This window comes from Azohydromonas aeria, from assembly GCF_009760915.1.
Classification (GTDB): domain Bacteria; phylum Pseudomonadota; class Gammaproteobacteria; order Burkholderiales; family Burkholderiaceae_C; genus Azohydromonas; species Azohydromonas aeria.
In genome coordinates this window covers 20,924-37,206 of sequence record NZ_VIDQ01000007.1, presented here as the reverse complement: position 1 = coordinate 37,206, position 16,283 = coordinate 20,924, and the positions used below count along the sequence as shown (strand labels likewise).

At 71.9% G+C, this 16,283-nt stretch carries 15 protein-coding genes; 12 read left to right on the top strand and 3 right to left on the bottom strand.

Annotated elements, in window-relative coordinates:
* Positions 1-37 precede the first annotated feature (37 nt).
* The 3 genes from FJ694_RS06235 to FJ694_RS06225 are packed head-to-tail and all read left to right on the top strand — an operon-like array spanning position 38 to position 4,078.
* Positions 38-3,142, top strand: a complete 3,105-nt coding sequence (locus tag FJ694_RS06235) for an efflux RND transporter permease subunit (RefSeq protein WP_157265252.1) — start codon at positions 38-40, stop codon at positions 3,140-3,142.
* A gap of 41 nt (positions 3,143-3,183) precedes the next feature.
* Positions 3,184-3,624, top strand: coding sequence for a hypothetical protein (locus FJ694_RS06230; RefSeq protein ID WP_157265251.1), 441 nt, complete (start codon positions 3,184-3,186; stop codon positions 3,622-3,624).
* A gap of 52 nt (positions 3,625-3,676) precedes the next feature.
* Positions 3,677-4,078 (top strand): DUF305 domain-containing protein, encoded by a 402-nt coding sequence (locus FJ694_RS06225; protein ID WP_232539919.1) that lies wholly within the window; start codon positions 3,677-3,679, stop codon positions 4,076-4,078.
* A 421-nt stretch (positions 4,079-4,499) separates the two neighbouring features.
* Here FJ694_RS06225 and FJ694_RS06220 read toward each other — a convergent pair whose 3' ends face one another.
* Positions 4,500-5,573, bottom strand: a complete 1,074-nt coding sequence (locus tag FJ694_RS06220; RefSeq protein ID WP_157265250.1) for an alpha/beta fold hydrolase — start codon at positions 5,571-5,573, stop codon at positions 4,500-4,502.
* Between the two features lie 237 nt (positions 5,574-5,810).
* On the opposite strand from FJ694_RS06220, the gene FJ694_RS06215 reads away from it, so the two are divergent.
* Both FJ694_RS06215 and senA read left to right on the top strand, forming a co-directional pair.
* Complete coding sequence (locus tag FJ694_RS06215; protein ID WP_157265249.1) at positions 5,811-6,536, top strand: GGDEF domain-containing protein; 726 nt, start codon at positions 5,811-5,813, stop codon at positions 6,534-6,536.
* Positions 6,537-6,568: 32 nt separating this feature from the next.
* Positions 6,569-7,789, top strand: coding sequence for a selenoneine synthase SenA (gene senA / locus FJ694_RS06210; protein WP_157265248.1), 1,221 nt, complete (start codon positions 6,569-6,571; stop codon positions 7,787-7,789).
* Positions 7,790-7,802: 13 nt separating this feature from the next.
* On the opposite strand, the gene FJ694_RS06205 is transcribed toward senA, so the two are convergent.
* Positions 7,803-8,483, bottom strand: a complete 681-nt coding sequence (locus FJ694_RS06205; RefSeq protein WP_157265247.1) for a hypothetical protein — start codon at positions 8,481-8,483, stop codon at positions 7,803-7,805.
* Positions 8,484-8,755: 272 nt separating this feature from the next.
* Here FJ694_RS06205 and FJ694_RS06200 point away from each other — a divergent pair, with 272 nt between their 5' ends.
* The 6 genes from FJ694_RS06200 (at position 8,756) to FJ694_RS06175 (ending at position 13,326) form a co-directional block, all read left to right on the top strand.
* Positions 8,756-10,783, top strand: coding sequence for an NAD(+) synthase (locus tag FJ694_RS06200; RefSeq protein ID WP_157265246.1), 2,028 nt, complete (start codon positions 8,756-8,758; stop codon positions 10,781-10,783).
* Positions 10,784-10,798: 15 nt separating this feature from the next.
* Positions 10,799-11,044: a DUF2442 domain-containing protein gene (locus tag FJ694_RS06195; RefSeq protein WP_157265245.1), complete on the top strand. Its 246-nt coding sequence runs from the start codon at positions 10,799-10,801 to the stop codon at positions 11,042-11,044.
* A gap of 171 nt (positions 11,045-11,215) precedes the next feature.
* Entirely contained in the window at positions 11,216-11,563 is a 348-nt protein-coding gene (locus FJ694_RS06190; RefSeq protein WP_157265244.1) for a TfoX/Sxy family protein, read from the top strand.
* A 130-nt stretch (positions 11,564-11,693) separates the two neighbouring features.
* Positions 11,694-11,966 (top strand): hypothetical protein, encoded by a 273-nt coding sequence (locus tag FJ694_RS06185; protein ID WP_157265243.1) that lies wholly within the window; start codon positions 11,694-11,696, stop codon positions 11,964-11,966.
* Positions 11,966-12,469, top strand: a complete 504-nt coding sequence (locus FJ694_RS06180; RefSeq protein WP_310735033.1) for a DUF3617 domain-containing protein — start codon at positions 11,966-11,968, stop codon at positions 12,467-12,469. Before FJ694_RS06185 ends, FJ694_RS06180 begins: the two co-directional genes overlap by 1 nt.
* A 167-nt stretch (positions 12,470-12,636) precedes the next feature.
* Positions 12,637-13,326, top strand: a complete 690-nt coding sequence (locus FJ694_RS06175; RefSeq protein WP_232539918.1) for an SGNH/GDSL hydrolase family protein — start codon at positions 12,637-12,639, stop codon at positions 13,324-13,326.
* Here the strand turns inward: FJ694_RS06175 and opgC are convergent.
* Complete coding sequence (opgC, locus tag FJ694_RS06170) at positions 13,304-14,512, bottom strand: OpgC domain-containing protein (protein WP_157265240.1); 1,209 nt, start codon at positions 14,510-14,512, stop codon at positions 13,304-13,306. The two genes, FJ694_RS06175 and opgC, sit on opposite strands and share 23 nt — an antisense overlap.
* Before the next feature lie 208 nt (positions 14,513-14,720).
* On the opposite strand from opgC, the gene FJ694_RS06165 reads away from it, so the two are divergent.
* Complete coding sequence (locus FJ694_RS06165; protein WP_157265239.1) at positions 14,721-16,151, top strand: DUF2868 domain-containing protein; 1,431 nt, start codon at positions 14,721-14,723, stop codon at positions 16,149-16,151.
* The last annotated feature ends 132 nt before the right edge of the window (positions 16,152-16,283 follow it).

Sequence of the window (16,283 nt, the reverse complement as noted above, 5' to 3'; positions counted from 1 at the left end):
GGCAGCGCGCAACGAGCCGTCTGAAGGTCCATCGCCCATGTTCGACCGCTTGATCCATTTCAGCCTGCGCCAGCGCCTGTTCGTGCTGGGCGCGGCGCTGCTGCTGGTGGCCTGGGGGCTGGCCAGCCTGCGGCAGATGCCGGTGGACGTGTTCCCCGACCTGGACAAGCCCACCGTCACGCTCATGACCGAGGCCGGCGGCATGGCGCCGGAGGAGGTGGAGCAGCTCGTCACCTTCCCGATCGAGGCCGGCCTGAACGGCCTGCCCGGCGTCACGCGCGTGCGCTCCGTCTCCGGCGTCGGGCTGTCGGTGGTGTACGTCGAGTTCGGCTGGGGCAGCGACATCCATCTCAACCGCCAGCAGGTCAGCGAGCGGCTGAACCTGGTGCGCGAGCAGCTGCCCCCGGGCATCACGCCGCAGCTGGGGCCCATCGCTTCGATCATGGGCGAGGTGCTGCTGCTGGCGCTGCCGGCCGACCCGGCGCAGGTCAGCCCCATGGCCGTGCGCGACTGGGCCGAGGCCGTGGTGCGGCCGCAGCTGCTGACGCTGCCCGGCGTGGCGCAGGTGGTGGCCATCGGCGGCGAGGTGCGCCAGCTGCGCGTCGAGCCCGATCCGGCGCAGCTGCGCGCCCTGGGCGTGGGCCGCGAGCAGCTCGTGGCCGCACTGGGTGGCTTCGGCGCCAACACCAGCGGCGGCTTCCTGGAGTCGCAGGGGCGCGAGCTGCTGATCCGCCCCATCGGGCGCAGCACCGACGTGGAGGCGCTGCGCAACCTGGTCGTCACCGTGCGCGACGGCCAGCCCATCCTGCTGCGCCAGCTCGCCGAGGTGCGCGTGGCCGCGGCCGTCAAGCGCGGCGAGGGCGGCTTCGGCGCGAAGCCGGCCGTGATCCTGTCGGTGCAGAAGCAGCCCGGCACCGACAGCGTGCGCCTGACCCGCGCCGTGGAAGCGGCGGTGCAGGAGCTGGCGCGCACCCGCCCGGCGGGCGTGGCCGCGCCGGAATTCCTGTTCCGGCAGGCCGACTTCATCGAGCGCTCCATCGGCAACGTGGCCGAGGCGCTGCGCGACGGCGCGGCGATGGTGGCGATCGTGCTGTTCGTCTTCCTGCTCAACGGGCGCACCACGCTGATCTCGCTCACGGCCATCCCGCTGTCGCTGCTGATCACGGCGGTGGTGTTCCACTGGGCGGGGCTGTCCATCAACACCATGACGCTCGGGGGCCTGGCCATCGCCATCGGCGAGCTGGTGGACGACGCGGTGGTGGACGTCGAGAACGTGCTGCGCCGCCTGCGCGAGAACCGGGCGCTGCCCCACCCGCAGCCGGTGCTGGAGGTGGTCGCGTCCGCATCGAAGGAGGTGCGCTCGGGCGTGGTCTATGCCACGGCCATCGTGGTGCTGGTGTTCGTGCCGCTCTTCGCGCTGCCGGGCATCGAGGGCCGGCTGTTCACGCCGCTGGGCGTGGCCTACGTGGTGTCGATCCTGGCCTCGATGCTGGTGGCCACCACCGTCACGCCCGTGCTGTGCTACTGGCTGCTGCCGCGCATGAAGCGGCTCGATCACGGCGACAGCCCGCTGGTGCGGCGGCTCAAGGCCTGGGACACGCGGCTGCTGCACTGGAGCTTCAGGCACGACCGCGCGCTGCTGGCCGGCGCGGCCGGCGCTGTGCTGCTGGCCGCGCTGGCGGCCTTCGGTTTCCCGCGCACCTTCCTGCCGCCCTTCAACGAGGGCACGCTCACCATCAACCTGCTGCTGGAGCCCGGCACGGCGCTGGAGGCCTCGAACCGCGTGGGCAGCATGGCCGAGGCGCTGGCGCTGCAGGTGGCCGAGGTGACGCACGTGGGCCGGCGCACCGGGCGCGCGGAGCTCGACGAGCATGCCGAAGGGGTGCACTACACCGAGCTGGACGTGGACCTGCGCGCCTCCGATCGCCCGCGCCAGGAGGTCGTCGAGGAGCTGCGCGCGCGGCTGGCGGTGCTGCCGGCGTCGGTGAGCATCGGGCAGCCGATCTCGCACCGGCTCGACCACCTGCTCTCCGGCGTGCGCGCGCAGATCGCGCTCAAGGTCTATGGCGACGACCTGGACACGCTGCGCGGCCTGGCCGAGCAGCTGCGCGCACGGCTGGCCGCCATTCCCGGCGTGGCCGACCTGCAGGTCGAGAAGCAGGTGCTCATCCCGCAGCTCAAGATCCGGCTGGACTACGACGCGGCGGCGCGCCACGGCGTGGCACCGGGCACGGTGCTGCGCGAGCTGCAGGAGCAGCTCGACGGCGAGCGCATCGCGCAGCTGGTCGAAGGCAACCGCCGCATCGACCTGGTGCTGCGGCTGCCCGAGGGCGCGCGCGGGGCGCAGGCGCTGCGCGAGCTGCCCATCGAGACGCCGCTGGGGCACGTGCCGCTGTCGCGCATCGCCAGCGTCGAGGAGGGCGACGGGCCCAACCAGATCGGGCGCGAGAACGCGCGCCGGCGCATCGTCGTCTCGGCCAACGCCGCGGGGCGCGACCTCTCCGCCGTGGTGGGCGACATCCGCGCGGTGCTGGCGCAGACGCCGCTGCCCACCGGCTACGCCACCGCGCTGGAGGGGCAGTTCCAGGCGCAGGAGGAGGCGTCGCAACGCATCGCGCTGCTGGCGCTGGTGTCACTGGCGCTGGTGTTCCTGGTGCTGTACTCGCGCTGGCGCTCGGCCGTGTTGGCGCTGGTGGTGATGGCCAACATCCCGCTGGCGCTGGTAGGCAGCGTGATCGCGCTGGCCGTGGCCGGGCAGCCGCTGTCGGTGGCGGCGCTGGTGGGCTTCATCACGCTGGCCGGGATCGCCGCGCGCAACGGCATCCTCAAGATCAGCCACTGGCTCAACCTGTGCGCCTTCGAGGGCGAGCGCTTCGGCGACGCGCTGATCGTGCGCGGCTCGCTGGAGCGGCTCACGCCCGTGCTGATGACGGCGCTGGTGACCGCCTTCGCGCTGGTGCCGCTACTGCTGGCGGCCGACGCGCCGGGCAAGGAGGTACTGCACCCGGTGGCGGTGGTGATCTTCGGCGGCCTGCTGAGCTCCACGCTGCTCGACACGCTGCTGACGCCGCTGATGTTCCGCCGCTGGGGCCGCGCCCCGACCGAGCGGCTGCTGGCCACGCGGGCCACCCAGAGCTATTGACCCCTGTTTTTTCCTGACCGCTTGCGAAAGGAGACCTTCCCATGAAAGCCCTTCACACCCTGTTTGCCGCGCTGGCCCTGGCCGCCGCGGGCGGCGCCTTCGCCCACGACGACGCGACGCTCGACGGCATGAAGGCGCCCAACGGCGGGCAGATGCGCGCCGCGGGCGCACAGCACTACGAGCTGGTGGTGGCCCAGCCCGGCACGGCGGGCGACGCGCTGCCGGTGGCGGTGTACGTGACGGACCATGCCGGCGCCAAGGTGCCGGTGCAGGGTGCCACCGGCACGGTGACGCTGCTCTCCAACGGCAAGAAGTCCACCGTGGCGCTGCAGCCCGCGGGCGACAACGTGCTCAAGGGCAGCGGCGCCTACGCGAGCGGCCGCGATCTGAAGGCCATCGTGTCGGTGACGTTGCGCGGGCAACCGGCGGCGCAGGCGCGGTTCGAGCCGTTTGCGCATGCGGGCACGGGGCACGGCCACTGAGAAATGACGTGCGGCCGCCCGGACCTCCTACCTCCTGAAAGGGACCTTCACCATGGTCGAGTTTTCAACGAGCCTTCGCCGCGGCCTGTGCGCCGTGTCACTGTCGTGCCTGGGCGCCGTGTCGATGACGGCGGCGCTGGCGCAGCCCTCGCCGCCGGCCTCCGGCCCCGGCATGGGCCACCAGGGCATGGGCCCGGGCGGCCACGGCGGCATGGACATGCACGGCGCGATGATGCAGGGCATGGAGTCGATGCGGCAGATGAAGCCCACGGGCGACGCCGACCGCGACTTCGCCGCCATGATGAAGATGCACCACCAGCAGGCGGTGGAGATGTCGCAGGCCTACCTCCAGCAGGCCAAGTCGCCGGAACTCAGGCAGATGGCGCAGAAGATCATCCGCGACCAGCAGAAGGAGATCGCGCAGCTGGACAAGTGGCTGCAGGGGAGGAAGTGAGGGGATGCTGCTTTGACTGGTTACGCGAGCACCGGCTAACGACAACCCGGAGAGCGTTGACCGAAGCAGACACGCCTCGCCTCCTGCTTTGTCATCTCCGCGCAGGCGCACTGCTGGCCAGGGAAAGTAGAGAGGGCGTCAGCCGGAGGCCGATACGGCTCGCCTACTACTTCGTCATCCCCGCGCAGGCGGGGATCCAGGCGGTCCCCGAGCAGCCGGTAGCTGATCGGTCGGCTCAGCAAGGCTCAAGGCACGGCAGGCGCCGCGCACGGGCTTGCGGCTGACCTGGGGACCGCCTGGATTCCCGCCTTCGCGGGAATGACGAAGTGGGGTGCGGACCGCCCGTGCCTATGGGCTACCAGCCGTTGCCACCGTTCCCGGACAGCAACGTGCCCCGCGCCCTGTTGCCCTCTCCCCTATCTCACGCCGCCGGCCGCAGTCCTTCGTGGGGTGCCACCACCTGCGCCGGCGCCAGCGCCGCCTCGGCCAGCGACGACGAGGTCGTGACCAGCGGCTCGGACAGGTGCCAGGTCTCGAAGATGGCCTCCAGCACCGCCGGCGTGGCGGTGTGGTGCAGCATGTGGCCGGCGCCGTCGATCACGCGCAGGTGCGTCTGCGGCAGCCGCTCGTGCAGCCGCTCGGCCTGCCACTTCGTCAGCACCAGCAGGTCCTGCGCGCCGGCGATGATCATCGTCGGCACCGCCAGCGCGCCTTCGCGGCGGCGCTGCTTGATGCCTTCCAGGATCATCATCCCCGACTCCGCCGCGCTGGCCTGCAGCGTGTGCGGGCGCAACGACAGCCAGGTCGGGTAGCGCTCCTTGAAGGCCTGCGTCACCGGCGCCGGGGCGAAGATGCGCCGCGTCATCAGCGGCCAGATCAGCCGGCTCAGCAGCGGCGAGACGGTGTGGCGCATCAGCGGCCCGATCAGCGGCAGCGCGGCGACGCCCATCAGCGGCGCGTCCAGCCGCACGCTGGGCGTGTAGTAGCCGGCCATGACGATCAGGGCGCGCAGCGACTGCGGCTCGGCCAGCGCCATGGCGAAGGCCACCATCGAGCCCCAGGAATGGCCCAGCACGATGGGACGCTCGATGCCCAGCGCGCGCAGCGCGTTCAGGAAGAGCTGCGCCTGCGCCTCGGCCGTGTAGTCGCGCTGCGGCGGGCGCTGGCTGTGGCCGTAGCCCGGGCGGTCGAACACGAAGACCTGGAAATGCCGCGCCGCGAGCTGCGGCAGCCCGCTGATCTCCATCTCCGTGGCCGAGGCGCCGTTGCCGTGCAGCAGCACCAGCGGCGGCCGACTGGCGTCGCCGTGCACGGTGTAGTGCAGTTGCACACCGTCCACCTCGACGAAGCGGCCGTGCGGCGGGTTCTCGGCCTCGGCCTTGCGCGTCATCACGCGTGTGGCGAGGTACGAGGCGCCGAGCACCGCGGCGGTGCCGAGCACGCCGGCCCAGAGCTTCGAAGGCGCGTGGCGCGTCATGCCGATGCCGATGGTCATGTCAATCTCCCCAATGAAAAAAGCTTGCGTGGCTCCTCCGGGGGCAACCGCCGTTCCCGTCTTGTTGCGGCGCACCAATCTTTTGCTGCCGGCGACGCGCGCGGGCGGCGGGTTGCCCGGGATCAAGGATCGATGCCGGCCACGGTCCTAGCCTGGGGGCTGCCATGGTCCGTCTTGCGCACCCTTCCCGTGCCTGGCCGCCGCCCGGCGGCGCGGACCCACCACTGCCGTACTGACATGGACACCCTGCCGCTGCTGACCCTGGTGCTGCTTGCCACCGTCGGGGCGCTGGGCGCCGTTGTGGCGGCGCTGCTGCGCTGCAACCGGCGCCTGCGCGAGGCCAATGACGCGCTGCAGGCGCGGCTGCGCGAGGTGGAGGCGCTGCAGTCGCGCTTCCACGAGGAGTCGCTGCGCGACCCGCTCACCGGCCTCTTCAACCGGCGCCACCTCGACGGGACGCTGGAGCAGGAGCTGGCGCGGGCACGGCGCGGCGGCTATCCGCTGGCGCTGGTAATGCTGGACCTGGACCATTTCAAGCGCATCAACGACACCTACGGCCATGCCGGCGGCGACGCGCTGCTGCGCCAGCTCGGCCGGCTGCTGCGCGCCGCCTGCCGCAGCGGCGACACGGCCTGCCGCTGCGGCGGCGAGGAGTTCGTGCTGGTGCTGCCCGGGCTCGACGAGCCGGTGCTGGACGAGCGCGCCGAGTTCTGGCGCTGCAGCATCGAGGCGATGGTCACGCACTTCGGCGGCAAGGCTTTCAGCGTGACGGCCTCGCTGGGCGTGGCGGTGTTCCCGCGCCATGCGGACGATGCGCTGTCGCTGCTGCGCTGCGCCGACCGCGCGCTCTACGCCGCCAAGCAGGCCGGGCGCAACCGCGTGGTGCTGGCGCCGAAGGCCGGCGATGACGATGCGCGCGCGCCGGCGGCCGACAACCGGGCACGCGAAGCCGCGACGGCGTGAGCGGGCGCGCGACGCCGCTCCACAATCCCGGGATGGACCCTGATGCAGACCCGGGTGAATGCCTGCGCCGCGCCGGCCCCGACGCGCTGGCCGCCGCGCTGCAGGCCAGCCGGCGCGACACGCTGGCCACCTTCGCGGTGTTCGAGGCGGCGCTGCCGGACTTGCGCGCCGCGCCGCCGGGCCACCCGGACCTGAACCCGCCGCTGTGGGAACTGGGCCACGTGGGCTGGTTCCAGGAGTTCTGGATCGCGCGCCACCCCGGGCGCGGTCGCGGCGCGGCGGCCGACCCGCAAGCCCCGCGCGCCGCCCCGCTGCGCGCCGAGGCCGACGCGCTCTACGACTCCGGCCGCGTGCCGCAGGCCGCGCGCGCCGCGCTGCCGCTGCCCGATGCGGCCGCCACCCGCGCGGAACTGGCGGACCAGCTCGTGGCCTGCCTGCGGCTGCTGCGCGAGGCGGCGCCGGACGACGACGGCCTGTACTTCTTCCGCTTGGCGCTGGCGCACGAGGACATGCACCACGAGGCCGCGCTGTGGCAGGCACAGCTGCTGGGCCTGCCCGTGGCGGATGCGCGCTGGCAGCCCGCGCCGCTGGCGGGGGCGCGCACGCCGCTGCGCGTCGAGGCCGGCACGTGGCGGCTGGGCATGGCGCCGGGCGACGGCTTCGCGTTCGACAACGAGCTGCCGGCGCACGCCGTGGCGCTTGAAACCTTCGACATCGACCGCCGCGCCGTGAGCTGGGACGAGTTCATTCCCTTCGTGGAAGCGGGCGGCTACCGCGAGCCGCGCTGGTGGGACGAGGCCGGACGGCGCTGGCTGCTGCAGGCCCGGCCCGAAGCGCCGCAACACCTGCACCTGGATGCCGGGCGCTGGTGGCATCGGCAATGGGACGCGTGGCGGCCGCTGGACGGGCGTCTGGCGGCCTGCCACTTGAACCGGCACGAGGCGCGCGCCTGGTGCGCCTGGGCCGGGCGGCGCCTGCCGAGCGAAGCCGAGTGGGAGGCGGCGGCGCTGGCGCATCCCGCCGACTTCGCCTTCGGCGCCGTGTGGGAGTGGACGGACAGCGAGTTCCTGCCCTACCCCGGCTTCGTGCCGCATCCGTACCGCGACTATTCACAACCCTGGTTCGGCCACCGCGCCGTGCTGCGCGGCGGCTCCTTCGGCGCGCAGCGGCGGCTGCACCATGCGCGCTACCGCAACTTCTTCGAGGCGTCGCGGCGGGACGTGTTTTCGGGGTTCCGGAGTTGCGCGCGTTAGGGGCGCGGGCGGCTTACTGCACCGCGCGCGCCATGGCCGCCGGGTTCCTGGGCTTGCTCACGTCCGCCGGGTCCACCTCGACATCCGCGCTCTCCGGCGGGCACGACAGCTCGGCGGCGCGCTTCCAGGGTTGATCGACGTAGATCTGCCACAGGCGCCGGTTCGCCGGGTAGCTCTCCTGGCCGCTGGTGTCGCCGCAGGTCTGGGCCGACACCGACTGGCCCGGCCCCACCACCACCACCGCGCCCGGGCGCAGCGTGCAGCTTGCCAGCCAGGTCAGCTGGTTCCAGGTGTTGCAGACCTCGTAGTCGGTGCGGTACTGCGCCACCGGGCCGCTGGGCTTGTCGGCCGACCACCAGCCGCCCAGGCGGTTGGTGTTGCCGTTGGCGTCCCGGACGCCGGGACCGTTCCAGAGGCGGTACACCGGCACGTCCTGCGTGATGCGCACCACCGCCACGCCCAGCACGCCGCCGTCGCCGGGCTTCTTCAGCGCGTTGAAGGCCATGGCGCGCTCAAGGTCAGGGTCGTCCAGGCGCAGCACCTCGGCGCGGCCCTGCAGCGAGGCGGGCAGGCCCAGCGGGTCGCGCGCCGTGGTGGCGCAGCCGGCGAGCACGGCCAGCGCCAGCAGGGCCAGCGAGGCGCGGGGCCCGTGGGCCCGGGGTGCGGGCAGCGGGTTCGGCTTCTTGTCGTTCATGGGTGTTCTCCCGGTAGGGCGGCCCCTCAAGGCCGCGAAGGTCTCTTGCGTACTGCCTGCTTGGGAACGAGGCGCAGGAGCCGCCGCCGGGTGCCGAACTGCGCACGGGCATGCCGCTCGCTGCACGATGCGGCGCAACTGCCCGGGCGCCGCCGCCGGGCATCGTGCCAGCGCTGCCCGGCACGCGGCTGACACCGACGCGGCGCAACGACAATGAACCGGTTGCCGGGCGCATCCACCCGGCAGGACGAACGAACCAGGACCGACCCCTCATGAGCAAGGACCGCTTCCACAGCCTCTACACCCATGGCTTCGCGCGCGTGGCCGTGTGCGTGCCCAAGCTGCGCCTGGCCGACCCGCGCCACAACGCGCAGGAGACGCTCACGCTGCTGCGCCAGGCGCACGAGCGGCGCGCGGCGGTGGCGCTGTTCACCGAGCTGGGCTTCACCGGCTACACCTGCGACGACCTGTTCCACCAGCGCGTGCTGCTCGACGACTGCGAGGCGGCGCTGGCGCAGCTGCTGGCCGATTCGGCGGACCTGCCGATCCTGGGCGTGGTGGGCCTGCCGCTGCGCGTGGACGAGCGGCTCTTCAACTGCGCCGTGGTGTTCCAGCGTGGCCAGATTCTGGGCGTGGTGCCCAAGACCTACCTGCCCAACTACGGCGAGTTCTACGAGGCGCGTCAGTTCAACGCCGCCTTCAACGCCATCTCCGACGAGGTGACGCTGGCCGGGCAGACGGTGCCCTTCGGCTCGGAGCTGCTGTTCCAGGCCGAGGACCAGCCGCTGCTGAAGATCCACGTCGAGATCTGCGAGGACGGCTGGGTGCCGATCCCGCCCTCGACCTACGGCGCGCTGGCCGGCGCCACGGTGCTGCTGAACCTGTCGGCGTCCAACATCACCATCGGCAAGGCCAGCTACCGGCACGAGCTGGTCGGCCTGCACTCGGCGCGCTGCCTGGCGGCCTACCTCTACAGCGCCGCGGGCCCGGGCGAATCCAGCAACGACATGGCCTGGGACGGCCACGGCCTGGTCTACGAGAACGGCACGCTGCTGGCCGAGACCGAGCGCTTCGCCGAGGACCACCAGGTCATCTGCGCCGACCTGGACCTGGAGCGGCTGCAGCACGAGCGCATGCGCATGACCACCTTCGGCCAGACGGTCGGGCGGCACCGCGACGCACTCGATGGCTGGCGCATCGTGAGCTACCGCGCCGAGCTGCCGGTGGAGGAGCGGCTGCCGCTGCGGCGCCACGTGCCGCGCATGCCCTACGTGCCGAGCAACCCGGCGCAGCGCGACGAGCGTTGCCGCGAGGTGTTCAACATCCAGGTGCAGGCGCTGGTGCAGCGGCTGCGGGCCTCGGGCATTGAAAAACTCGTGATCGGCGTGTCGGGCGGGCTGGACTCGACGCACGCGCTGCTGGTGTGTGCGCGCGCGGTGGACCTGATGGGGCTGCCGCGCAGCAGCATCCTGGGCTACACCATGCCGGGCTTCGCCACCAGCGGCCGCACGCTGGACCAGGCGCTGCGGCTGATGGCGGCGATCGGCTGCTCTTCCCAGCAGATCGACATCCGGCCCAGCTGCCTGCAGATGCTGAAGGACCTGGGCCACCCCGCCGGCCACGGCGAGGCGGTGTACGACGTGACCTTCGAGAACGTGCAGGCCGGCGAGCGCACCAGCCACCTGTTCCGACTGGCGAACCTGCACAACGGCATCGTCATCGGCACGGGCGACCTGAGCGAGCTCGCTTTAGGCTGGTGCACCTACGGCGTGGGCGACCACATGTCGCACTACGGCGTGAACGCCAGCGTCCCCAAGACGCTGATGCAGTACCTGGTGCGCTGGGTGGCCGAGACGGGGCAAGTGGGCGAAGCCGGCAGCCAGGTCTTGCTGGACATTCTCGGCACCGAGATCAGCCCGGAGCTGGTGCCCGGCGGCGGTGGCGAGGGCCAGCAGCCGGCGCAATCGACGGAAAGCGCCATCGGCCCTTATGAGCTGCAGGATTTCAACCTGTTCCACCTGCTGCGTTACGGCTACGACCCCTCGAAAATCGCTTTCCTCGCGCACCATGCTTGGTGCTCGGGCGAAAACGCCAAGTATTCACTCGCGGACGTGCGCAAGCATTTGCACACTTTCCTGCGCCGATTCTTCGCCAACCAGTTCAAGCGCACCTGCGTGCCGAATTCTCCGAAGGTCGGCTCGGGCGGCTCGCTGTCGCCGCGGGGGGATTGGCGGGCGCCGTCGGATGCGTCGGCGGCGGCCTGGCTGGCGGAATTGGAGAGGAATGTGCCGGAGAATTGAAACCTCGGCCGGACTATGCAACCAAAGATCAATGTCAAGCGCACATCCAGCCAGTGCCTCTGGCCCTTGCTCGGCGATGAGGAATTTCTGCTTCCCTTCGAGCATTTCCCGTGGTTCAGGAAGGCCACCGTCGAGCAGTTGACCGACGTGGAATGGCCTTCTCCCAATCACGTTTACTGGCCGCAACTGGATGTGGATTTGTCGGTGGAGTCCATCCGCAACCCGGCAGCTTTCCCGTTGACGGCCGAGAAAACAACCTGATTTTCATGCATATCACCGTCCACACCACCCACCCGGAGCTTCAACGGGATAGATCCTTTCAACGCTCCTGATGTCCTCAATTTTCTCTTGGTGCAGATAGGCAGAAATCAAAACCCCATCGAACGGGCTATCCAAGCCGTCATACCTTCTCTCCTGGGCAAAATTTCCGCCATGCCGCCGCCTGCTCCCACCCCCTTCGTCAGCCTCGTCCTGGAAATGATGGCGCCGCTGGGCGGCATATCAGCAAAGAAAATGTTCGGCGGCTGGGGGATTTTCAGTGGCGGGCTGATGTTCGCGGTCGTGATCCGCGACGAACTGTATTTCAAGGTGGACGATGAAAACCTCGGCCGCTTCGAATCCCGGGGATTGAAGCCGTTCACCTACGAAGCCAAGGGACGCGCCGTGTCGCTGCGCTATTTCCAGGCGCCGCCGGAAACGCTGGAAGAGCCGCAGGCCATGGCCAACTGGGCCCGCAGTGCCCTGGATTGCGCGCTGCGCCAGCGCCGGCACGGCGGCTGAAATCCGGTCATTTCAGCGACCCCCCAGGATGCTCCAGGGACATTCCTCCCATTGCCCACGGCAAACGGCCCGGCACCATGGTCCGGCCATGCCTGCTGTCGAATGAGGCCCATCGAAGGAGGAAACGAAGGTGAGTGAACAACGCGTTTCAGCCCTGCTGTCCCGGGCTGTGAATCCATCCGCCCTGAACGTCATCGGACCGCTCACCTCGCCGCGCAGCTGGGGCGTGTACGAGGTTTCTCCCGCCTCCCCTTCCGCCACCCGGCGCTTTCGCAACGGCAACCATCCGGTGCGGCAACGCGAGCTGGAGCGGGAATTCAAGGGCGCGGTGCGGCAGGTGGCGCTGTTCACGTCCAAGTCGCTCGCCGAGGAATTGTCCGGCCTGCTCAACGCCGCGCGCTGATGAAAACGTCCATGCTTCCTGCCCGCCCGCTCCTGGCTCCGCTCCTCCTGGCCGCCCTGTCCCTGCCGGCCCTGTCCCAATCCGTCCTCCAGCCCGGCGCCTGGGAAAGAAACCTCGAAGGCGCCGTGCAGGACCCGCAAACCGGCCAGTACCGCACCATGCAGTCCGAGCAGCGCCGGGAATGCCTGACCGAGGCCTCCCTGAAGACCGTGCCCTACCTGGACCCGGCCATCCAGCAGCGCGTGAAGGGCGGGTCGGGCGACTGCCGCGTCGCCGACGAGCAGCGCAGCGCCGAGGCCGCCTCCTGGCGCATGGCCTGCACCGCGGCCGACGGCACGCGCCGCGATTTGCGCTTCGAGGCCACGGCTTCCGCCACCCGCTTCGAATCCGTGCTGCACTCCACCGAGCTGCCGGCCGGCGACCCGGCCCGCACCGTCCACGTCCGCTTCCAGACCCGCATGACGCGCCTGGGCGAGTGCACGCCCGGCATGGCCGCGCCCTGAAGCACCGCCCAACACCGCGCGCCGGCCGCGGCGCAAGCTATTGCCGCGATTTCCTAAATTTCCGAAGGCCGCCGGGCGGCGCGCTTGGAGCGGTGGGTGTCCTTGCCCACAATCGCGCCCCGATGAACACCCGCACCGCCCTCCGCAAGCCCCTGTTCAAGCGTCTCATGGCCGCGTCCGCCCTGCTGGGCGCGACCCTCGTGGCTGCCGCCGCGGTGCCGGCCCCGTCCGACGCGGCCCCGGCCGCGCCGCAGGCCCGCGTGGTGGACGCGAAGTGGCGCGCCGACTTCGAGGCCTTCGACGCGGCGGACAAGGCGAGGCCGGTGCAGCCCGGCGGCGTGCTGTTCGTGGGCAGCTCCTCCATCCGGCTCTGGGACGACCTGGAGCAGCAGTTCCAGGAGCTGCCCGTGCTCGTGAAGCGCGGCTTCGGCGGTTCGCAGCTCTCCGACTGCGCCGCGCATCTCGACCGCCTCGTCGTTGCCTACCAGCCGCGCCTGGTGGTGCTCTACGCCGGCGACAACGACCTCAACGCCGGCCGCACGCCGCAGCAGGTGTTCGACAGCTACCAGCAGTTCGTGGACGGCGTGCACCGCGCGCTGCCCGACACGCGCATCGCCTACGTCTCGATCAAGCCCAGCCCGTCGCGCGCGAAGCTGCTGCCGCAGGTCCGGGAAGCCAATGCGCTGATCCGCCAGCGCGCCGCCGCCGACCCGCGCCTGGACTACATCGACATCTACCAGCCCATGCTCGGCGCCGACGGCCAGCCGCGCGCGGAGCTGTTCCGCGAGGACCGGCTGCACCTCAACGCCCAGGGCTACGCGCTCTGGCACCAGGTCATCGCCCGCCACCTGCGCTGACGCGCCGCTGCCGGCGCCGCTCGCGCCGGGCTTTCCATCGCGCCTTGACGCCGGCCGCATGCCGGTCGATGGCGTCGCTGCCGAGCGCCACCGCCCAGAGCACGGCGAAGGACACGGCCAGGATGCCCGTGTCCACCCACCACGAGCGCCCTCCGTGCGCCGCGCCGAAGAAGGCCAGCGCCAGCAGCACCAGCAGCAGGTGCGCGCCGAACACCGGCAGCGAGGCCCGGCCCAGCAGCTCCAGCGCGCGCGGCCGCCGCAGCCGCGCCGCCAGCGCGGGCCCGTGGTGCAGCGCCAGCAGCACCAGGGCCGCGAGGTTGAGCAGGCGCAGCGGACCCAGGTGCCACTTGTCGAAGGCGGCGTTCACGGCAGGGGCCCAGGCGTGGACGCTGGTGTCCGGGAAGGGCACCTGGCCGGCGGCGTGCCGCCACGCCAGGCCGACGAGCGCCACCGCCCAGGCGGCGCGCACCAGGCCCGGGCCGGGCGGTGGCAGCACGGCTTCGCCGCGCCCGGCGCGCGCCCCCATCCACAGGCCGAGCACCCACAGGAACTGCCAGCCCAGCAGCTCGAAGGCGCCGGTTTCGCGCACCGGCACGGGAATGCGCGCCCAGCGCGCCGCGGCCTCGTACAGGTGCGTGCCCACGTCCAATTGCGCGGCAACCCACAGCCCGGCGCTGGCGGCCAGGATCACGGCCCAGCCGCGCCGCCCGCCCGCCAGCAGCAGCAGCGGGCTGGCCAGCATGAACAGCACGTACATCGGCAGGATGTCGAGCAGCGGCGGGTTGTAGATCAGCATCAGCCCGGCCACGAAGGCCACCAGCGGCCGCTCCAGGTAGAAGGACAGCAGGTCCGTCACCGCCGGCTGGTCCATCAGCAGGCCCAGCAGCGCGATCAGCGTGAACAGGCAGCACAGCAGCGCGGCCTGCACCGCCCAGATCTTCAGCGCCCGGCCGTGGAAGCCGCGCGTCAGCGCCGCGTCGCCCTCGCGCTGCTGCTTGAGCGTGTAGACCTTGGCCGCGACGAGGGCGGAGAGGAAGACGAAGCCCTCCGCCGCCGAGACGAAGCCGAAGGGCTGGCTCAGCGGCGTCGCGAAGCGCGTGGGCAGGTGCGTCAGCGTCATCAGCACCAGCATCAGGCCGCGCAGCGCGTCGATCTCCCACTGGCGTTGGGAGGCAGCGGAGGGCATCGGGACGGAGGCAGGCGCCGGCGGCGGCGCGGGCAGGGCGGCCATATCCCGGGGCGGCATGGCAACCGGTAGGCCCGGGAGAACGCCGGGGTGGGCCTCGGCACCGCCGGGCTCGCCGGGCTGCGACACGGGCCGGCCAGGCAGGCGTCGGCCGGCACGGGCACGCGCTACGCTGCACCCGGGAACCACCACGCCCGGAGACACCGCCTTGAACGAAGCCGACGCCCGCACCGTGCTGCTGATCCAGGCCCTGGAAACCGCCGACGGCGAGTCGCGGCTGATCACGCCGGCGCAGGGGCGCGACGCGTCGGACCTGGTGCGCGCGGGGCTGCCCAAGCCCGGGCGCACGCTGCGGCACCAGGAGTGGTCCGAGCGTTTCGTGCTGCTGCGCGCGCAACGGCTGTTCCAGGAGGCGGCGGCGCGGCGGCCGGCGCTGCGCGGCATCGTCGAGGCGCCCTCGGCCTGGCGCCTCGTCGTGCTGCTGATCGCCGCCGTGGCCTTCGCGGCCGGCTTCGGCTCGGACGCGCTGGCCAACCCGGACCGCATCAACCTGCTGTCCGCGCCGCTGCTGGGCGTGCTGGCCTGGAACGCGCTGCTGGCGCTGGCCTGGCTGGTGTCGCGGCCCTTCGCGTGGCGGCAGCGGCAGCGGCCGCCACGCGCCCTGCCGGCGCTGCTGGCCGGGCTGGCGGCGGGGCCCGGGCGCTGGCGGCGCGGCGGCTTCGACGTGGCGCGGCGCTTCGGCGGCGCCTGGGCACGCGCGGCCGCGCCGCTGTGGCAGGCGCGCGTGCGCGGCGCTCTGCACCTGGGCGCGGCCATGGTGGCGCTGGGACTGCTGGCCTACGTCGGCGCGCGGGCGCTGCCGCACGAGTTCCACGTCGGCTGGGAAAGCCAGCTCATCAAGACGCCCGAAGGCGTGCTGACGTTGCTGCAGGTGGTCTTCGCGCCGGTGACGTTGCTGGGCGAGGCGCTGCGCTGGCCGCAGCTTGCGCCCTTCAACCTGGGCGAGGTCATGCGCATGCACCACTGGGCCGACCCCGACCCGGCGCTGGCCGACCGCTGGCTGGCGCAGGTCACGGCGCTGCTGCTGCTGGGCGTGGCGCTGCCGCGCGTGCTGCTGGCGCTGCTGGCCTGGCGCCGGGCGCGGCGGCTGGCCCGGCGCTTCCCGCTGGACCTGGCCGAGCCCTACTTCGCGCGGCTGATCGCCGACGGCAGCGGCCAGCGCTGGCGCCTGGTGGTGTGGCCGTACGCGGTGGCACCCGACGCGGCACAGGCCGCGGCGCTGCAGCGCCAGGCCGCGGAGCTGCTGGGCGGCGCGGCCGAGCTGACGCTGCAGCCGGCCCTGGACTACGGCGCGGCGCCGGAGTCGCTGGCGAAGCGCCCTGCTCCCGCCGAGGGCGAGCTGCTGGAGACGGCCGGGCTGCTGTCGCTCTCCGCCACGCCGGAGGCCGAGACCCACGGCGCCTTCCTGCGCCGGCTGGCGCAGGTGGCCGGCTCGGAGGCGCTGCTGCTGCTCGACGCCGGCGCCTTCACCGCGCGGCTGGGCCGCGGCGAGCGGCTCAAGGAGCGCGAGAGCCTGTGGCGCGAGTTCGCGCGGCAGCATGGTTTCACGCGCATCCACGTGGTGGAGCTGGGGGGCTGAACCGGCTTTCCGTTCGTCCTGAGGTATCGAAGGATGAACGGCCCAAGCCGGGCAGCGGGCCGAAAAAGCTTCACGGATTCGTCCTTCGAAACCTCGGGACGCACGGGATCTTCATGGACAAAAAAGACTTGA